Source organism: Leclercia sp. S52 (assembly GCF_039727615.1).
Classification (GTDB): Bacteria; Pseudomonadota; Gammaproteobacteria; order Enterobacterales; family Enterobacteriaceae; genus Enterobacter; species Enterobacter adecarboxylatus_B.
In genome coordinates this window covers 521924-537965 of sequence record NZ_CP152474.1, presented here as the reverse complement: position 1 = coordinate 537965, position 16042 = coordinate 521924, and the positions used below count along the sequence as shown (strand labels likewise).

Genomic DNA, 16042 nt, shown 5'->3' with positions numbered 1-16042 from the left:
CCGACTCCATTGTTTTTATGTTCCGGGAAATTACAGAGGTTGTCCTGCGTTGAGGCGTTTTGCATGCTCGATCGCGTCATTTTCCGGCGCGTTCGAGCGCCCGAACGGCCGGGCCAGCGCCATGTAAATCAGGCCGGAGATCACTACCACCGCCAGACCCACCAGCACCGTCCAGCGGTCGATAAAGCTCGCGCTCTCCGCCGGTTGCGCCAGCAGCCAGATGCCGCACAGGCCATAGGCCAGCGCCAGGATATTGACCAGCATCCCCCAGCCGCCGACGCTCCACTCTCCGGCCGGCTTCCAGCCTTTCAGCCGCTGGCGCAGCGCCGCCAGAACCACCATCTGGAAGGAGATGTAGATCCCGATAACCGCAAAGGCGGTGATGCGCGCCAGGTTATCCGGCTGGAAATAAACCCACACGCAGATGAGCACCGGCAGCAGGCAGCTGACGATCATCGCGTTGTCCGGGACGCTGTTTTTCGACAGCTTCGACATCCAGGCGCTACCCGGCAGCATCTGGTCGCGGGAGAAGGAGAAGATCAGGCGGCTTAACGCGGCCTGCAGCGACAGGATGCACGACAGCATGGCGATCACCGCGATGATGATAAACACCGTGGCGCCGGTCTCGCCGAGGGCTTCGTTGAGGATCGCCGGAATAGGATCGGCGATCTGCCCGTTGACGATATTCATCAGGTTCGGGGAGGCCAGCAGGTAGCCGAGGATCGACACCATCGCCGAGAGGGCGCCAAATACGATGCTGAGGATCATCGCAATTGGGATCTTTTTGCTCGGGTTTTTCACCTCTTCCGCGACGTTGCCGCAGGCTTCAAAGCCGAAGAACATAAACAGGCCGATCAGCGCCGCGGCCATAAACGCCGGCTGGTAGCTGCCGTCTTTGGCGATCACCCCCATCGAGTCGAAGACCACCGAGAAGGGCTGCGCGCGGTGGAACAGCAGGAGATAGATCCCCAGCGCAATCACGCTGACGATCTCACACCAGAAGCCAATGCGGGCGACCCGGGCGAGGTTTTTGGTGCCCGACATGTTGATGGCCATCATCATCAGCAGCAGCACCACTGAGGTGATCAGCATGTTGCCCGCCGAGGTCTCAAAGCCGAATAGCGACCCGACGAAGGTGGCGGTATATTCCGCCACCGAGGTGATGGTCACCACCAGCGCCCAGAGGTAGATCCAGGCGGCGATCCAGGCATATTTGCGGCCCCACAGGCGGCGCGCCCAGGGATAGAGACCGCCGGTGATCGGGTACTGCGACGCCACTTCACCAAACACCAGCGCCACCAGCAACTGCCCGCAGGCCACGATCGGGATCCACCAGATCGCCGGTGGCCCCGCCAGCGTCACCGCCAGCGCAAACAGGGAGTAGACCGCCGTCAGCGGCGAGAGGTAGGTGAACCCGAGCGAAAAGTTAGAGATAAGGCCGATGGAGCGGTGAAATTGCTGTGTATTATCGCTATGAATTGCTTCACTTTTCTTGCCAGAAGTCTGTTCCATACGTTTATTCTCTGTGATGTGGTTGAGTCGCAGGTAACACGAATCAAGGTATAGAAGAGCGCCGGAAGGCCGTACAGCGTCGCTCGGGCGATTTGTTAAGATTTGTATGGATATGTCACGTTTTTGTTAAGGATAACCCCAATTTTCCGTGAGCCGCATCACGTCAGGTTTTTAAGATCCTGCCCTGGACACGCATTTTCCCCGCCATTTCGCCGTTTTTCACGCCTTCATCACAAAATTCAAACATTCGCTGCTGAACAGGCCCATTTCCTAAAAATGTAGATATTTTTAATTTATGGCTACGAAATGCACTGCCCTGCTCCTGAAACTTTCTGAGAGGATTGATTCTGATGAATGCACTTACCGCCGTAAAACAGCCCGACGAGGCGTTGTCCCGGACCATCACCGGTTTCAGCATCACGACATCCGTGCAGTCTCCGCGCTTGCTGGAGCTGACGTTCTCAGCGGAGGTCACGCAGCAGTTCCTGCGGGAGGTGGAGCAGTGGCCCATTCAGGCCCTGGAGTACAAATCCTTCCTGCGCTTTCGGGTGGCGAAGATCCTCGATGACCTGTGCGGCAACCAGCTCCAGCCCCTGCTGCTGAACACCCTGCTCAGCCGGGACCAGGGCGCGCTGCTGATCGACGCCGAGGGGGTGGATAACGTCAGTCAGGCCGACGAGATGGTGAAGATCGCCACCGCCGTCGCGCACCTGATTGGCCGCTCCAACTATGACGCCATGAGCGGCCAGTACTACGCCCGCTTTACGGTAAAAAACGTTGATAACTCCGACAGCTACCTGCGCCAGCCCCACCGCGTGCTGGAGCTGCACAACGACGGCACCTTTGTCGATGAAGTCACCGACTACGTGCTGATGATGAAGATCGACGAGCAGAACATGCAGGGCGGCAACTCCCTGCTGCTGCACCTCGACGACTGGGAATCGCTGGATACCTTCTTCAGCCATCCGCTGGCCCGCCGCCCGCTGCGCTGGACCGCGCCGCCGAGCAAAAACGTCGCCGCCGATGTGTTCCACCCGGTGTTTGACGTCGACCAGCAGGGCCGCCCGGTGATGCGCTATATCGACCAGTTCGTCCAGCCGAAAGATTTTGAAGAGGGCGTCTGGCTGAGCGAACTTTCTGACGCGCTGGAGGGCAGCAAAAACATCGTCTCCATTCCGGTACCGGTGGGTAAATTCCTGCTGATCAACAATATGTTCTGGCTGCACGGCCGGGATCGCTTCACTCCGCACCCGGATCTACGCCGGGAGTTGATGCGCCAGCGCGGGTATATCAGCTACGCCACCACCCACTATCAGACTCATCAGTAGGGATGGCGCGGATGTATGACTTCGTGATTATCGGCGGCGGCATTATCGGCATGTCCACCGCCATGCAGCTGATTGAGCTCTACCCGGACGCCCGCATCGCCCTGCTGGAGAAGGAGGCGGGCCCCGCCTGCCACCAGACCGGGCACAACAGCGGGGTGATCCATGCCGGGGTCTATTACACCCCCGGCAGCCTGAAGGCGCAGTTCTGCCTGGCGGGGAACCGGGCGACCAAAGCCTTCTGCGATCGGAACAACATCCGCTACGACACCTGCGGCAAGATGCTGGTGGCCACCTCCACGCTGGAGATGGAGCGCATGCGGGCCCTGTGGGACCGCACCGCCGCCAACGGCATCGAGCGCGAATGGCTCAGCGCCGCCGAGCTGCGCGAGCGTGAGCCGAACATCACCGGCCTGGGCGGGATTTTTGTCCCCTCCAGCGGGATCGTCAGCTATCGCGAGGTGGCGGCGGCGATGGCGAGTCGCTTCCAGGCGAAGGGCGGCGAAGTCATTTATCGCGCCGAGGTCAGCGCCCTGAAAGAGCACGCCGACCAGGTGGTGATCCGCACCCACGACGGACGCGAGTTTGCAGCCACCACCTTGATCAGCTGCTCCGGGCTGATGGCCGACCGGCTGGTGAAGATGCTCGGCATCGAACCCGGCTTTATTATCTGCCCGTTCCGCGGGGAGTATTTCCGCCTCGCGCCGGAGCACAATCAGATCGTTAACCACCTTATCTACCCGATCCCCGACCCGGCGATGCCGTTTCTCGGGGTGCATCTCACCCGGATGATCGACGGCAGCGTGACGGTGGGGCCGAACGCGGTGCTGGCCTTCAAGCGCGAGGGCTACCGCAAGGGCGATTTCTCCCTGTCCGATATGCTGGAAATTATGGGCTCATCGGGCATCCGCCGCGTATTGCAGAACAACCTGCGCTCGGGCCTGGGCGAGATGAAAAACTCGCTGTGCAAAAGCGGCTATCTGAAACTGGTGCAGAAGTACTGCCCGGGGCTGACGGTGAAAGATCTGCACCCCTGGCCTGCGGGTGTGAGGGCGCAGGCAGTTTCGCCAGAAGGTAAGCTGATCGACGACTTTTTATTTGTCACCACGCCGCGCACCATCCATACCTGTAATGCCCCCCTCACCGGCGGCGACCTCAGCGATCCCCATCGGAGCGCATATTGTGAGCAAGGTTCAGACCCTGCTCGCCAGTCAGCACAACCCCGGGCGTTCGCTGCGGGCTGCCGGTAGTGTGGAGACCTTACATGCCGCGTTTACCCGTTAATCATTCAGACAGGAAGCCATCATGCAACTCAACGATCCCAGCTTATTCCGCCAGCAGGCTTATATAGAAGGAGAGTGGCGCGACGCCCACCGTGGTGAGACCCTCGCCGTGACCAACCCGGCGAACGGCCAGACCCTGGGCAGCGTGCCGAAAATGGGCGCAGAGGAGACCCGCGAGGCGATTGAGGCCGCGAACCGCGCCCTGCCCGCCTGGCGCGCGCTCACGGCCAAAGAGCGCGCCAACATCCTGCGCCGCTGGTTTGATTTGATGATGGCGAACCAGGACGATCTGGCCCGGCTGATGACCCTCGAACAGGGCAAACCGCTGGCGGAAGCCAAAGGCGAGATTAGCTATGCCGCCTCCTTTATAGAGTGGTTCGCCGAAGAGGGGAAACGTGTCTACGGTGATACCATTCCGGGCCATCAGGCGGACAAGCGGCTGATCGTGATTAAGCAGCCGATTGGCGTGACGGCGGCCATCACCCCGTGGAACTTCCCGGCGGCGATGATCACCCGCAAGGCCGGCCCGGCCCTGGCGGCCGGCTGCACCATGGTCCTCAAACCCGCCAGCCAGACCCCCTACTCCGCGCTGGCGCTGGCGGAACTGGCGCAGCGGGCGGGGATCCCCGCCGGGGTGTTTAACGTGGTGACCGGTTCGGCGTCCGACATCGGCAACGAGCTGACCGGCAACCCGCTGGTGCGCAAGCTCTCCTTTACCGGCTCGACCGAAATTGGCCGCCAGCTGATGGCCCAGTGCGCGAAGGACATCAAAAAGGTCTCGCTGGAGCTGGGCGGCAACGCGCCCTTTATTGTCTTTGACGATGCCGACCTCGATAAGGCCGTGGAAGGGGCGCTGGCCTCGAAGTTCCGCAACGCCGGGCAGACCTGCGTCTGCGCCAACCGCCTGTACGTGCAGGACGGCGTCTACGACCGCTTTGCCGAAAAACTCCAGCAGGCGGTGGATAAAATGCAGATCGGCGACGGTCTGACCCAGGGCGTGACCATCGGGCCGCTGATCGACAGCAAGGCTGTCGACAAGGTCGAAGAACACATTGCCGACGCGGTGGAGAAAGGCGCGCGGGTGATTACCGGCGGATCGCTGCATAAACTCGGCGGCAACTTCTTCCAACCGACTATTCTGGTAGATGTACCTGGTGATGCCAGAGTGGCCAAAGAGGAGACTTTCGGCCCGCTGGCCCCGCTGTTCCGCTTTAAGGATGAAGCAGATGTTATCCAGATGGCTAATGACACCGAATTCGGCCTCGCCGCCTACTTCTATGCCCGCGATTTGAGCCGCGTGTTCCGCGTCGGCGAGGCGCTGGAGTACGGCATCGTCGGGATCAACACCGGGATTATCTCCAATGAAGTGGCCCCGTTCGGCGGCATTAAAGCCTCCGGTCTGGGTCGGGAAGGTTCTAAATACGGCATCGAAGATTACTTAGAAATCAAATATATGTGCATCGGCCTTTAATTCAGGAGCATCCAATGAGCACCAACAAAGAGTTAATGCAGCGTCGTAGCAATGCTATTCCCCGTGGCGTGGGTCAGATCCACCCGATTTTTGCCGCCCGGGCCGAGAACTGCCGGGTGTGGGACGTCGAAGGCCGAGAGTATCTTGATTTCGCCGGGGGGGATTGCGGTGCTGAACACCGGGCATCTACATCCGGAGGTGGTCAGCGCCGTGGAAGAGCAGCTGAAAAAGCTGTCGCACACCTGCTTCCAGGTGCTGGCCTATGAACCCTATCTGGAGCTTTGCGAAACCCTGAACCAGAAAGTGCCGGGCGATTTCCCGAAAAAGACCCTGCTGGTGACCACCGGCTCCGAAGCGGTCGAGAACGCGGTGAAAATTGCCCGCGCGGCGACAAAGCGCAACGGTACCATCGCCTTTACCGGGGCCTATCATGGTCGCACCCACTATACCCTGTCGCTCACCGGGAAAGTGAACCCTTACTCGGCGGGTATGGGGCTGATGCCGGGCCACGTCTATCGCGCGCTGTATCCGTGCGCCCTGCACGGCATCAGCGATGACGACGCCATCGCCAGCATCCATCGCATCTTCAAGAACGATGCCGCGCCGGAAGATATCGCCGCCATCGTAATCGAACCCGTGCAGGGTGAAGGCGGCTTCTACGCCACCTCCCCGGCCTTTATGCAGCGCCTGCGCGACCTGTGCGACGAGCACGGCATCATGCTGATCGCCGATGAAGTGCAGAGCGGCGCGGGCCGCACCGGGACCTTCTTCGCCATGGAGCAGATGGGCGTGGCGGCGGATATCACCACCTTCGCCAAGTCCATCGCCGGCGGCTTCCCGCTGGCGGGCGTCACCGGACGCGCCGAGGTGATGGACGCCATCGCCCCGGGCGGGCTGGGCGGTACCTACGCCGGGAGCCCGATCGCCTGCGCCGCCGCGCTGGCGGTGATCAAGGTCTTCAAGCAGGAAGATCTGCTGGGTAAAGCCAACAAGCTGGGCAACACCCTGCGCGAAGGCCTGCTGGCGATTGCGGAAAAACATCCGGAGATCGGCGACGTTCGAGGCCTGGGGGCGATGATCGCCATCGAGCTGTTTGAGGAGGGCGACCATCATAAGCCGAACGCCGCACTGACGGCGCAGATTGTGGCCCGGGCGCGGGACAAAGGGCTGATCCTGCTCTCGTGTGGCCCGTACTACAACGTGCTGCGCATCCTGGTGCCGCTGACCGTGGAAGAGGCGCAGCTTAAGCAGGGGCTGGCGATTATCGCCGAGTGTTTTGACGAGGCGAAGCAGGGTTAATCTTTACGCCCGGTGCAGGCCGGGCCGTATTCAAGGAGCACGACCATGACCATCATTTCCCAGGCAACGGCCATCGACGGCTACCGCTGGCTGAAGAACGACATTATCCGCGGGGTGTATCACCCGGATGAGAAGCTGCGGATGAGCCTGCTGACCTCCCGGTATGAACTGGGCGTCGGCCCGCTGCGCGAAGCGCTGTCGCAGCTGGTTGCCGAGGGGCTGGTCACGGTCATTAACCAGAAAGGCTACCGGGTGGCCCCGATGTCCGAACAGGAGCTGCTCGATATCTTTGATGCGCGCGCCAATATGGAGGCGATGCTGGTGCGCCTCGCCATCGAGCGCGGCGGCGAAGAGTGGGAAGCGGAGCTGCTCGCCCGGGCGCATCTGCTGAACAAGCTGGAATCCCGCGACGCCAGCGAGACGATGCTGGACGAGTGGGACCAGCGCCATCAGGCGTTTCATACGGCGATGGTGGCGGGGTGTGGGTCGCAGTATTTGATGCAGATGCGGGAGAGGCTGTTTGATCTGGCGGCACGGTATCGGTATGTGTGGCTGCGGAAGACGGTGTTGTCTGTGGCGATGCTGGAGGAGAAGCACGTGGAGCATCAAAAGCTGATGGATGCGGTGCTGGCGCGGGATGGGGATAAGGCGGGGGAATTGATGTATCAGCATTTGTTGACGCCGATTCCGATTATTAGGGGGGGCGATGGGGGGGTGGGTTTGACGAGCTGAAGAGGGAAATGCACCTTAAAACAGGCACTTTGAAGTAGAAATGTGTTTGTGGACCAGGAAGCTATGCGGCAATGGCGGATGCGCCGCGCCCCGTCAGAACCCGTAAAACATAAAGTCAATCGCGCCTTTAATCAGGTCGCTCTGGTGGCGCAGGTCCGCCACCTTATCCCCAAAAAGTTCATTTGGCGCGGCCACGATATCGGCCGTAATAAGTCGGTATTGCTGCCCGTTGATGACTACCAGCGGGAACATCCGCTCAGGTATTTTGCTGGAGAAAAAATCACTTTTCGCGAGCGGGATCACCAGCTTCGCCCCCAGATAATCATCCGCCAGTGGGGACTGCACCTCCAGCAGGTACGGATAGGCCTTGTTCTTTCCTTTATTGCGGTAAACGCAGAATTGCATCACAGCTTCCCTAGTTCGTCAGAAAAACGGCCGTGGGTTTCAAAGAAGCGGCGCATCTCTTCCAGCCCTTCCTTGTTCTCTTCTGTCCAGCGAGCGGCCTGCAGCCGTTTCTGTTCGTCGAGCAATGCTTTATTAAGGAGAGCGGATATGTTCGCCCCAGATTGCTTCACTTCATCATAGAGGGCCGGGTCCACGGTCAGGGTAACGGCTCTCTTTGGTTCTGTACGAATCATGATATTTACCTTTATACGTATTGCGGTACATATCTATTATGGCTGGTTCCTTAGTGAAAGCAATCTGCCTTTAAGCACAACCTTCCCACAAGATGATCGGGGAGGCCGTATCAGAACGCGAGGAGGAATGACTAAGAGACGCTATTTTTGCTTACCTGCGGGCTTAACATCCGCCACCCAGGTGGGTAAATGCCAGGTACCACCGAGGTGCAAATTACGGCACATTCCGGTTGTGGCCAGGCTACTTTTACGGAATGTCTCACCATCCCAAACCCAGCTTGCCAACGTCCAGCAATCCCCGATGCCACGTCCTTTCTGACTCATAGAAATCACACCCTCACCGTAATCAGAGCCGGATTCTGTAATCAGAACCGGTTTGCCTTCAAGCTTGCTATCAACCACCCAGTAACCTTTACCTTCGTTATACGCCGCCCGCCAACAGAGCGCAGAAATCAGCGAGTGCGCGTCATCCAGTGGTGTCAGGCTGATCGTTTCTGCCTCTTCATCCTCTGTAGGCTGGATGCGATCGCAGTCGCCATCCTCATTCAGGGTTGCCAGAAGTTTTGGCTTCAATACTGCCAGCTCAGGCGCTGTGAGGGGTCTTTCTTGAGATTTCTCAGGCTTAACCTGGTGAATAACCGGAGCAGGAACGGCAGTCCGGACGCTGCTTTCAGGGTTGACGCCTTTTTTGGTCAGCGCGCCCGGCGTTCCGAGCCGCCCCTGAACATCATCCATTTTCAGCAGGACGGCATAAGCCCCATCACCCGAGAGCACGAACGGATCGGGTCCACCTTTAAACTCCACTTTACCGCTGCCTTTGACCGCCGTAATAATGCCCTGGGTCTGTCTGGCCGACAGTGTCCAGCCCTCTTTTTCAGACTTCACTTCTCCTGCTGGCTGGTCATTGATCCAGAGCGTCAGTTTTTCAGGTATAACATCGCTTTCACTCAATTCCGCCAACATTACCTCTCCCGAGACAGCAGTATTCGTTCCAGCCTGACGGGTGAACAATACCGACCCACCGATTCCGTCTTCAGAAGTGTACCCTGCAGCCCGGCAGGTCAGCGTGTTATCGCACACGACTTCCCAGTCCTTATGGCTGAAGGATACGCCGCTTTGTTGCGCTATTCCTGGGGCGCTCAGTATCGCCAGAGCCAATAAGCCGGCCTGAATTCCGTTTTTCATGTCATCTCTCCGTAATGGGTAATACCTGTAGTTTGACCATAATGCACCTGCGAATAGTGCAAATATTATGGAGTTTTAGAAACGCTTTTAATTATTTTCGTAATAAATCTGTAGCCAAAAACTGCAGACAGCAGGTGAAAGCCAAAGGCAGCTGTCATGGCAAAGTCGGAGTATGTCTCACCGGCAGGAAAAATCACATCATAGGGCAGCAAACGGAGCAGCGCCCAAAACAGGAAAGTGAAAAGGAGTATTTTCCCGAACCGCCTTAATGTGGATAACGCCCACTCTTTTGGCAACTCAGCAGGCTTCGTTTTACGAGTAATAGCGTTATAAGCGCTAATAATCACACCCATTAAAGGAACGCTGATTAGCGTGTTGATGACAAGGCTTATGTAGTCGCTGATTGAATCATAGGGTTCCGGATCGGGCTCGCCCAATACCAGTTTCGCTATTTTCCCGGCATCAGTATAGCTAATATGCGTATAGATAAAGGTATCTACGAGATCTTCATAGGGCACCACCCATGCGACAGCAAGCATGACGATAAAGAAAAGTACGATCCTGATTGATGTCCACATTCCCTGTAAAAACATACTCCACCTGATGTGCCTGAATAATATGCACGCTATGGTAAAAGGTTTATATTAATCACTCCATATTAACCGTCTGGATAGATTCTTATTTCAGTACCAGGATGATTGATTAAAGGGAGATTGTATTTATGGAACCAACACTTGAGCAGGTTATTGAGATCATTCAGGAAAACTTCGGGCCTTATCGCAAACCTATCGACGGGAATTCACGCGTTGAAGAGGACCTGCATATCTGTGGCGACGATGGCATAGACCTTTTAGAGGCCTGTGAACAAGCCTTTATTATTTCATTTGATACTGAGGATAATAGCTTCCGTAACAGGTTCTCGCTCGCCGAGGATGAGTACCTGTTTACCGGTGAAGGACTTGATCTTTTTGGCATCTGCCGGTTTGTTGACTGGCTACGCGGCATACCGAAGCCGGTTATTCGGGATATCACGGTAAGTAAATTGCATCGTGTAATAGTTGAAGCTGTTAGAGAGCAAACCAAACAGGATTGAATGTATATAAATTTATTATCATTAATGCAGCACCAAGCCATTCATTATATTAATGGCTAAAAGCTGTCTATTCGCGCTTATTACATTTTATATTAATCTGGACTTAATTTTATTTACTGGGTAAATTTACAGGTGTTATTTAACGCAATACGGGCATGCGCCAACATGCCCGTATCGCTCATCACAATCACTATTTATAGGGAATAGTAACCATGACTGATATCGATTGTATTGCAGAATCACTGCAACCAGAAGTATTTGAAGCTGACGACCGCGTATTTACCGTGAGTTATGCGACGCGGTATGGAGATTATACCCGTATCCCTGCGTTTATCATGAAAGGCCTCTGGCTCAATGAAGCCGGGTTCAGCACCGGAACGAAGGTGGATGTGAAGGTGATGAAGGGCTGCATGGTACTGACATCCCGCCAGGGAGAACCGGAGATTGAGAAGCTGATGCGTGAGGTGAGTCAACTGTCGGACCATAAGCAACAGCAGGTGATGGACTTTGTTGGAGTGATCTCCGGGAAACTTCGAAAGGCTTAAGACAGCGATTGAATGAGAAAGGCGCCGGTGGGCGCCTTTTGTACTGGTTGTTAGAGGCTGGCAGATAAAAAGACCGACTCCCTGAAAATATACCGCGAGCCCTGATCGTATTATCTTACTAACTCAGCAACCCAGCGAATTAATTCGATTAACGAATACTGCCCAAACAGTTCTCCCTCATTTGTCACCCAGATCGGGAAAAACAGTAACAGGGACGTTGTGAGCAGGCTTGTCAAAATAAAACTCATAAACCAGCCGCTACGTAAAATCTTCTTATTCACCGCCCAGCTCGCCAGATGCTGACCCATTCGCCAGCGGACCCATCCCCTGCGCCATAAATAACCCAGGAAAGCGATCGCAATGGCAACGATGGCAATAAACAGGCCACAGTAACGCGCCAGTACCTCCAGGGAAACGAGTAAATTCTGCTGGTTATCCCAGCGCAGGAACGGCGTAAGATAAACCCGTCCTGTCATATCGTTGAACCAGATGTTGCTATAGGCGGTATAAAGCGGCATCAACAGATAAATAAAGACAGCGCTGAAGATTGCCCACTTCACCATCGACCAGTTTTGCACAGCCTGCGTAATGGCTTTCAGGCTGGTCAGGGCCTCGTCAATATAGGTTGTAGTCACTCCACGATTCATCGCTTCGCGGAGCATCTCCCCGGATTTACCCGCACGATTCGCATCCAGCATATCCTGGTGAGCTTCCGACTCCATAAAGGTGGCCACCGTTTTACGGCTAACCGCCGCAACAAGCGGGTTCAGCAACTTCCCTTTTGTGCTTCGATAGACAAGCTCATTGAGATCGTTTTTCAGCATCAACTCAACGACATGTCCCGCATCCAGTATTTGCGGATGACGACCGTAAACGACCCAGTTAACAGGTTGTTCAGCAAGCTGAGCCTGACGTAACTGGCTCGTAAATCGGGCAAAGGGTACGCTGGCGTTGTAGATAAAATTAACGTTACGCAAACCCTCATCAATACTGGAATCTTCCAGCTCAACGGCGCCATAACTTGCCAGTTCCGGGATGCCCGCTTTGTAGAGGCCATCTTTAATGAACGTCGGCACATCTTCACGATGGTAGATCAACTGGTAACGAGGCACGGCAACGCTGGCAAGCCGGGTAATGCGGGTTGTTTCGCCTGTTCCGTCGCACGGGGAACAGCGCTGGTTTCCCGAGCCGCTACAGTGGCCGCAGTTCACCTTACCGCCTGTGCAGGTGTAGCACATCCGGTAGTGGCTCTCCGTGCGATACTGATTGGTGTAGTGATCGAAATGGCTTCGCTGTTCCAGTACCTGCCCACTTCCTCCACAGGTGGTGCAGCTCACGCGACCAGAACCATAGCACCAGGAGCAGTTGACCTGTCCGCGTCCATTGCAGCTAGTGCAGTTTTCAATTAAACAGAGGCGTGTTGGATGGGAATAGATTTCTTGCTCTTTTTCAAGAGCCCCGTAAGGCTGGGAAAGGACCAGCGCGTGAGCTTCACGCAGTGTTTCTGCCCGAGACAAGACCGCGCTGGTTTCCGCCTGGAGAGCCTCGTTGTACTGGAAACTACCCGTAAAAATCCGCGTGCCGCTCCCGGGGCTGACTCTCCCCACCTGAGTATATTCTGTCGCCTTAATACGAAAATCGAGACTTAAGTTAATCTGGTAGTCAAAATCAATTTTTTCGACCAGGTCCAGTTCAAGATTATCTGGCTGTAGCCTCGTAGAGCGTTCCACGAAGTTTTGGATGGTGGTAGAGCACGTATCCAGCCACGCGTCTTTCATCTTTATTACCTGAATTGAGATTTGTTTCGGCAGAATGATATGGCTTTGCCTACGTCAGGCAACTACTAATAAACGGAGTTGGGGGCATTAAGCATGACGCATCTTGCATATATAAAACAAAGTGAGTGGAAATCGAACTGAATTAACGCCTCGCGTAAAGCCAATAATTATTTCATTTTTATGAATGTCATCCCACGCCTGAAAGTCCTAAAAAACGCATAACCTCAATTTTTTAAAGGTTGCTGATGGACTGAAGCCGGAGCCAGCGCTCTTAGCCTCAGCGCATCTTCGATTTAAACCTCCACCCGCTCAAGGATCCTTCCCAGATATTCCCCAAGCTGATGTTTATGCAAATAAACCTCAATCTCCCGCGCCCAGTTTTCTCCGTCGCCAAGCAGGGCGCGACTACGGGTTGAAGCATAGAGATAGCGGGTATCATAGAGATTAATCAGCGTCTGATTTATCCCCTCAACGTTGTATGCGGGGTTTTTACGTTGCTGTAGCTCCAGCACACGGACAATACGCTCCTGATGCTGCGGATCGGAGGGAAACTCTCTTTCATGCAGTTCACTGAGTACCAAAAACTGCGGCGGGATCCCTTCTGCAATGGCCGCCTGCAGACGATAATGGCCATCAAGGATCACAAAAGACGCCAGCCCGGCAATGTGCCTGACCAACACCGGCGGCAGTGTGCCCTCACGGCATTTTTTACGCCACCATTTCAGCCGCCCTGCATCGGTATTTATCGGGTAACGTCCCAACAGCAAATTACCGCCCCACCACCAGTCCACGTGCCTGACTTTTTGCGGGTCCGCTAAATCAGGGAAGTCCTCGCCATAGAGTACCCAGTCGCAGCCCATATTTCCGGCGCTGGCGGGGGAATCAAAACGCCAGTCTGCGATGGGTACAGAGGGTTGCGCGGAGCGACTTACCGGTGCCATAGGCCTTAACAGCCACCGGCCGGCAGTCAGCACTGGCGCTGGCGAATCCATCAGCCGCCGGGCAAAGTAGCGACACCATTCGCCTGTCCATGCCTGCGCGCCCTGCGCTTTAACCGACTCCACATCTGCCGAGGTCACTGACGGTAATAGCGACTGCTGACCGGGATGGTCGGCGTTAAAGACCAGCCAGACGCCGGAATGATCTTTCAACACTGTGGCCCAGAACAGCGTCTCGCCCTGAAACTGCAATGCCATGCGCCCATGGTGGCCGCTGAGCATCTCCATGGCATGACCGGGATGCTGCTCAGCCCGGACCGTCAGCTCCAGCCCCTGCCAGCAATTGTTCCGATCCAATAAATCTTTCCACCAGTATTGCGTCATTTTCCCTTCCCTGTGAGCGGCTTGCAGAGCATTAAAAATATAGGTGATGGGAATGGCAGAGTAAATTTGGTCACCTGATTTAAGGCATTGGAGTCCGCCCTTCAACTGTAAAACCTCACAAATTCACCAAATACATAGATTCACCGTTTACATCACCATTCATTTATTGTGTGATCCTGTTACAGGTTTCGGTAGTTAGCTACCTCTTCCACCGTAACAGGATTTCATTGATGGATTTTTACCAGGCTGACCCTACGCTGGAGAACTACTGGCGTGGGGTGATTCTTTTTGGAAAGAACGTCGCATCTTACAAGTTCGCACTGGCCCATGCCCTGTATGAGATTGATAAGACGGGCAGCGACATCATCACTCTCGACGAACTCGCCGTGCCGTTCAGCCGCCATCTTTGCGAACACCTGAAACACGCTCCGAAGCAGATCACCTCGAGCCGCAGCCAGTTTCTGGATACCTGCGCGCAGTTTAATAACGATGAGATCTCCCATAACCAGCTGATTGAAACCACGGTACGGCGAGGCTTTGCCAACGTGATTGACGCCTTCCACAATGTGAATGGCGGCGAGATCGACAAACGCTTTTTCATTGATGAGCGTAAGACCCATAACGGCATCCGCCTGACGGATAACTTCTTTCATCTGGGCGAACGCCAGCAGTATCAGAACCTGGCTTTTGAAACCACTGCACGCTGGAACCTGGTCGAACAGGCCTGGGCGATGGGCGTGTCCCGCAACGTTATTGGTGTTGAGTTCGACGAAGACAATCAGTTGTTGTTTAGCCATGTGAACGCGCGTCGGGTGAATATCACCAGCTGTCGCGACAGTTTAAACGGCTACCAGAAAGGACGCTGCTTCTACTGCTTCAAACCCATTAGCCTGACCCCGGGCGATCCTGACCTGGCCGACGTTGACCACTTTATTCCCTGGGCGGCCCGCGATGGGGTCGCCAATATCAATGGCGTGTGGAATCTGGTGCTGGCCTGTAAATGCTGTAATCGTGGTGCTGAAGGGAAGTTTGCGCGCCTGCCTGGACGCACACTGCTGCAACGGTTAAATGCCCGCAACGAGTACTTTATTCAGAGCAAACTTCCACTGCATGAAACCATTGTCCAACAGACCGGAAACCAGCCCGCCGCGCGGAAAAACTTTCTTGAAAATAACTGGAACGCTGCCAAAGTGAGGCTGTTCCATACCTGGGAACCTAAAGCTGAAGGCGAGGCCACATTCTAATGACGCTTAAATACTATCAGGACAATGCGCAGACCTTCTTCGACGGGACGGTGAATGTCGATATGTCCTCGCTTTACGAAACCTTTACCCAGCATCTTGTCCCTGGGGCGCGGGTGCTGGATGCGGGGTGTGGCTCGGGGCGGGATGCGAAGGCGTTTATGGAGATGGGGTATCAGGTGGAAGCGTTTGATGCGTCATCTGCGATGGTTGAGCTGGCGCGGGAACATACCGGGTTGCCGGTTCAGGTGAAGACCTTTGCGGATGTGGACTGGAAGGATGAGTTTGACGGGATTTGGTGCTGTGCTTCGCTATTGCATGTTCCGGCGGTGGAGTTGCCCGGGGTAATGCGGTGGTTGGCGGATGCGCTTAAACCGGGTGGGGTTTGGTATGTGTCTTTTAAGTATGGCGATAGGGAGCGGGAGGTTGATGGAAGGAGGTTTACGGATATGGATGAGCTGGGGTTGCGGGCGCTGTTGGGTACGGTAGTGGGGATTGAGCTCGCTGAGATGTGGGTGACGCGGGATAAGCGTCCGGGTAGGGATGAACGTTGGGTTAATGGAGTGTTGAGGAAGGGGTAAAGAGGCTGTGCCTGTCTGACATTTTTTGTGTGGCGTC

At 55.7% G+C, this 16042-nt stretch carries 14 protein-coding genes and 2 pseudogenes; 9 read left to right on the top strand and 7 right to left on the bottom strand.

Annotated features, from left to right (window positions below; all coding sequences use genetic code 11):
- Positions 1 to 30: 30 nt before the first annotated feature.
- A complete protein-coding gene (locus AAHB66_RS02515; RefSeq protein WP_231313190.1) occupies positions 31 to 1512 on the bottom strand; it encodes an APC family permease in 1482 nt (493 codons plus the stop codon).
- A gap of 350 nt (positions 1513 to 1862) precedes the next feature.
- On the opposite strand from AAHB66_RS02515, the gene glaH reads away from it, so the two are divergent.
- The 5 genes and pseudogenes from glaH (at position 1863) to csiR (ending at position 7622) form a co-directional block, all read left to right on the top strand.
- Entirely contained in the window at positions 1863 to 2840 is a 978-nt protein-coding gene (gene glaH / locus AAHB66_RS02510) for a glutarate dioxygenase GlaH (RefSeq protein WP_347115107.1), read from the top strand.
- Positions 2841 to 2851: 11 nt separating this feature from the next.
- Positions 2852 to 4121, top strand: a pseudogene (gene lhgO / locus AAHB66_RS02505) (L-2-hydroxyglutarate oxidase).
- A 21-nt stretch (positions 4122 to 4142) separates the two neighbouring features.
- Positions 4143 to 5591 carry an NADP-dependent succinate-semialdehyde dehydrogenase gene (gene gabD / locus AAHB66_RS02500; RefSeq protein ID WP_347115106.1) on the top strand — a complete coding sequence of 483 codons (1449 nt, stop codon included), beginning with the start codon at positions 4143 to 4145 and terminating at the stop codon, positions 5589 to 5591.
- Positions 5592 to 5605: 14 nt separating this feature from the next.
- Positions 5606 to 6890: pseudogene (gene gabT, locus AAHB66_RS02495) on the top strand (4-aminobutyrate--2-oxoglutarate transaminase).
- 45 nt (positions 6891 to 6935) lie between these two features.
- A complete protein-coding gene (gene csiR, locus AAHB66_RS02490; protein ID WP_347115105.1) occupies positions 6936 to 7622 on the top strand; it encodes a DNA-binding transcriptional regulator CsiR in 687 nt (228 codons plus the stop codon).
- 93 nt (positions 7623 to 7715) lie between these two features.
- Here csiR and AAHB66_RS02485 read toward each other — a convergent pair whose 3' ends face one another.
- From AAHB66_RS02485 to AAHB66_RS02470, 4 genes are all read right to left on the bottom strand, one after another.
- Positions 7716 to 8027: a CcdB family protein gene (locus tag AAHB66_RS02485; RefSeq protein ID WP_106996107.1), complete on the bottom strand. Its 312-nt coding sequence runs from the start codon at positions 8025 to 8027 to the stop codon at positions 7716 to 7718.
- Positions 8027 to 8260, bottom strand: coding sequence for a type II toxin-antitoxin system CcdA family antitoxin (locus AAHB66_RS02480; RefSeq protein ID WP_106996106.1), 234 nt, complete (start codon positions 8258 to 8260; stop codon positions 8027 to 8029). The genes AAHB66_RS02485 and AAHB66_RS02480 overlap by 1 nt, the downstream gene beginning before the upstream one ends.
- 141 nt (positions 8261 to 8401) lie before the next feature.
- A complete protein-coding gene (locus AAHB66_RS02475) occupies positions 8402 to 9445 on the bottom strand; it encodes a DUF1176 domain-containing protein (protein ID WP_347115104.1) in 1044 nt (347 codons plus the stop codon).
- A gap of 65 nt (positions 9446 to 9510) precedes the next feature.
- Complete coding sequence (locus tag AAHB66_RS02470; RefSeq protein WP_347115103.1) at positions 9511 to 10038, bottom strand: hypothetical protein; 528 nt, start codon at positions 10036 to 10038, stop codon at positions 9511 to 9513.
- Between the two features lie 128 nt (positions 10039 to 10166).
- On the opposite strand from AAHB66_RS02470, the gene AAHB66_RS02465 reads away from it, so the two are divergent.
- Together AAHB66_RS02465 and symE are read left to right on the top strand one after the other, a co-directional pair.
- Positions 10167 to 10538 (top strand): hypothetical protein, encoded by a 372-nt coding sequence (locus AAHB66_RS02465; RefSeq protein WP_347115102.1) that lies wholly within the window; start codon positions 10167 to 10169, stop codon positions 10536 to 10538.
- A gap of 212 nt (positions 10539 to 10750) precedes the next feature.
- Positions 10751 to 11083 carry an endoribonuclease SymE gene (symE, locus tag AAHB66_RS02460; protein ID WP_347115101.1) on the top strand — a complete coding sequence of 111 codons (333 nt, stop codon included), beginning with the start codon at positions 10751 to 10753 and terminating at the stop codon, positions 11081 to 11083.
- A 110-nt stretch (positions 11084 to 11193) separates the two neighbouring features.
- Here the strand turns inward: symE and AAHB66_RS02455 are convergent, their stop codons facing one another.
- Both AAHB66_RS02455 and AAHB66_RS02450 read right to left on the bottom strand, forming a co-directional pair.
- On the bottom strand, positions 11194 to 12861 hold the full coding sequence (locus AAHB66_RS02455; RefSeq protein WP_347115100.1) for a hypothetical protein: 1668 nt from the start codon (positions 12859 to 12861) through the stop codon (positions 11194 to 11196).
- A gap of 293 nt (positions 12862 to 13154) precedes the next feature.
- Positions 13155 to 14183 carry a hypothetical protein gene (locus AAHB66_RS02450; RefSeq protein ID WP_347115099.1) on the bottom strand — a complete coding sequence of 343 codons (1029 nt, stop codon included), beginning with the start codon at positions 14181 to 14183 and terminating at the stop codon, positions 13155 to 13157.
- Between the two features lie 230 nt (positions 14184 to 14413).
- Here AAHB66_RS02450 and AAHB66_RS02445 point away from each other — a divergent pair, with 230 nt between their 5' ends.
- Together AAHB66_RS02445 and AAHB66_RS02440 are read left to right on the top strand one after the other, a co-directional pair.
- Positions 14414 to 15427, top strand: coding sequence for an HNH endonuclease (locus AAHB66_RS02445; RefSeq protein ID WP_347115098.1), 1014 nt, complete (start codon positions 14414 to 14416; stop codon positions 15425 to 15427).
- Complete coding sequence (locus AAHB66_RS02440) at positions 15427 to 16005, top strand: class I SAM-dependent methyltransferase (RefSeq protein WP_347115097.1); 579 nt, start codon at positions 15427 to 15429, stop codon at positions 16003 to 16005. Before AAHB66_RS02445 ends, AAHB66_RS02440 begins: the two co-directional genes overlap by 1 nt.
- Positions 16006 to 16042 lie beyond the last annotated feature (37 nt).

Coding starts and splice junctions, on each gene's coding strand:
- AAHB66_RS02515 (WP_231313190.1), bottom strand. CDS start 1,512: ATGGAACAGACTTCTGGCAAGAAAAGTGAAGCAATTCATAGCGATAAT.
- glaH (WP_347115107.1), top strand. CDS start 1,863: ATGAATGCACTTACCGCCGTAAAACAGCCCGACGAGGCGTTGTCCCGG.
- gabD (WP_347115106.1), top strand. CDS start 4,143: ATGCAACTCAACGATCCCAGCTTATTCCGCCAGCAGGCTTATATAGAA.
- csiR (WP_347115105.1), top strand. CDS start 6,936: ATGACCATCATTTCCCAGGCAACGGCCATCGACGGCTACCGCTGGCTG.
- AAHB66_RS02485 (WP_106996107.1), bottom strand. CDS start 8,027: ATGCAATTCTGCGTTTACCGCAATAAAGGAAAGAACAAGGCCTATCCG.
- AAHB66_RS02480 (WP_106996106.1), bottom strand. CDS start 8,260: ATGATTCGTACAGAACCAAAGAGAGCCGTTACCCTGACCGTGGACCCG.
- AAHB66_RS02475 (WP_347115104.1), bottom strand. CDS start 9,445: ATGAAAAACGGAATTCAGGCCGGCTTATTGGCTCTGGCGATACTGAGC.
- AAHB66_RS02470 (WP_347115103.1), bottom strand. CDS start 10,038: ATGTTTTTACAGGGAATGTGGACATCAATCAGGATCGTACTTTTCTTT.
- AAHB66_RS02465 (WP_347115102.1), top strand. CDS start 10,167: ATGGAACCAACACTTGAGCAGGTTATTGAGATCATTCAGGAAAACTTC.
- symE (WP_347115101.1), top strand. CDS start 10,751: ATGACTGATATCGATTGTATTGCAGAATCACTGCAACCAGAAGTATTT.
- AAHB66_RS02455 (WP_347115100.1), bottom strand. CDS start 12,861: ATGAAAGACGCGTGGCTGGATACGTGCTCTACCACCATCCAAAACTTC.
- AAHB66_RS02450 (WP_347115099.1), bottom strand. CDS start 14,183: ATGACGCAATACTGGTGGAAAGATTTATTGGATCGGAACAATTGCTGG.
- AAHB66_RS02445 (WP_347115098.1), top strand. CDS start 14,414: ATGGATTTTTACCAGGCTGACCCTACGCTGGAGAACTACTGGCGTGGG.
- AAHB66_RS02440 (WP_347115097.1), top strand. CDS start 15,427: ATGACGCTTAAATACTATCAGGACAATGCGCAGACCTTCTTCGACGGG.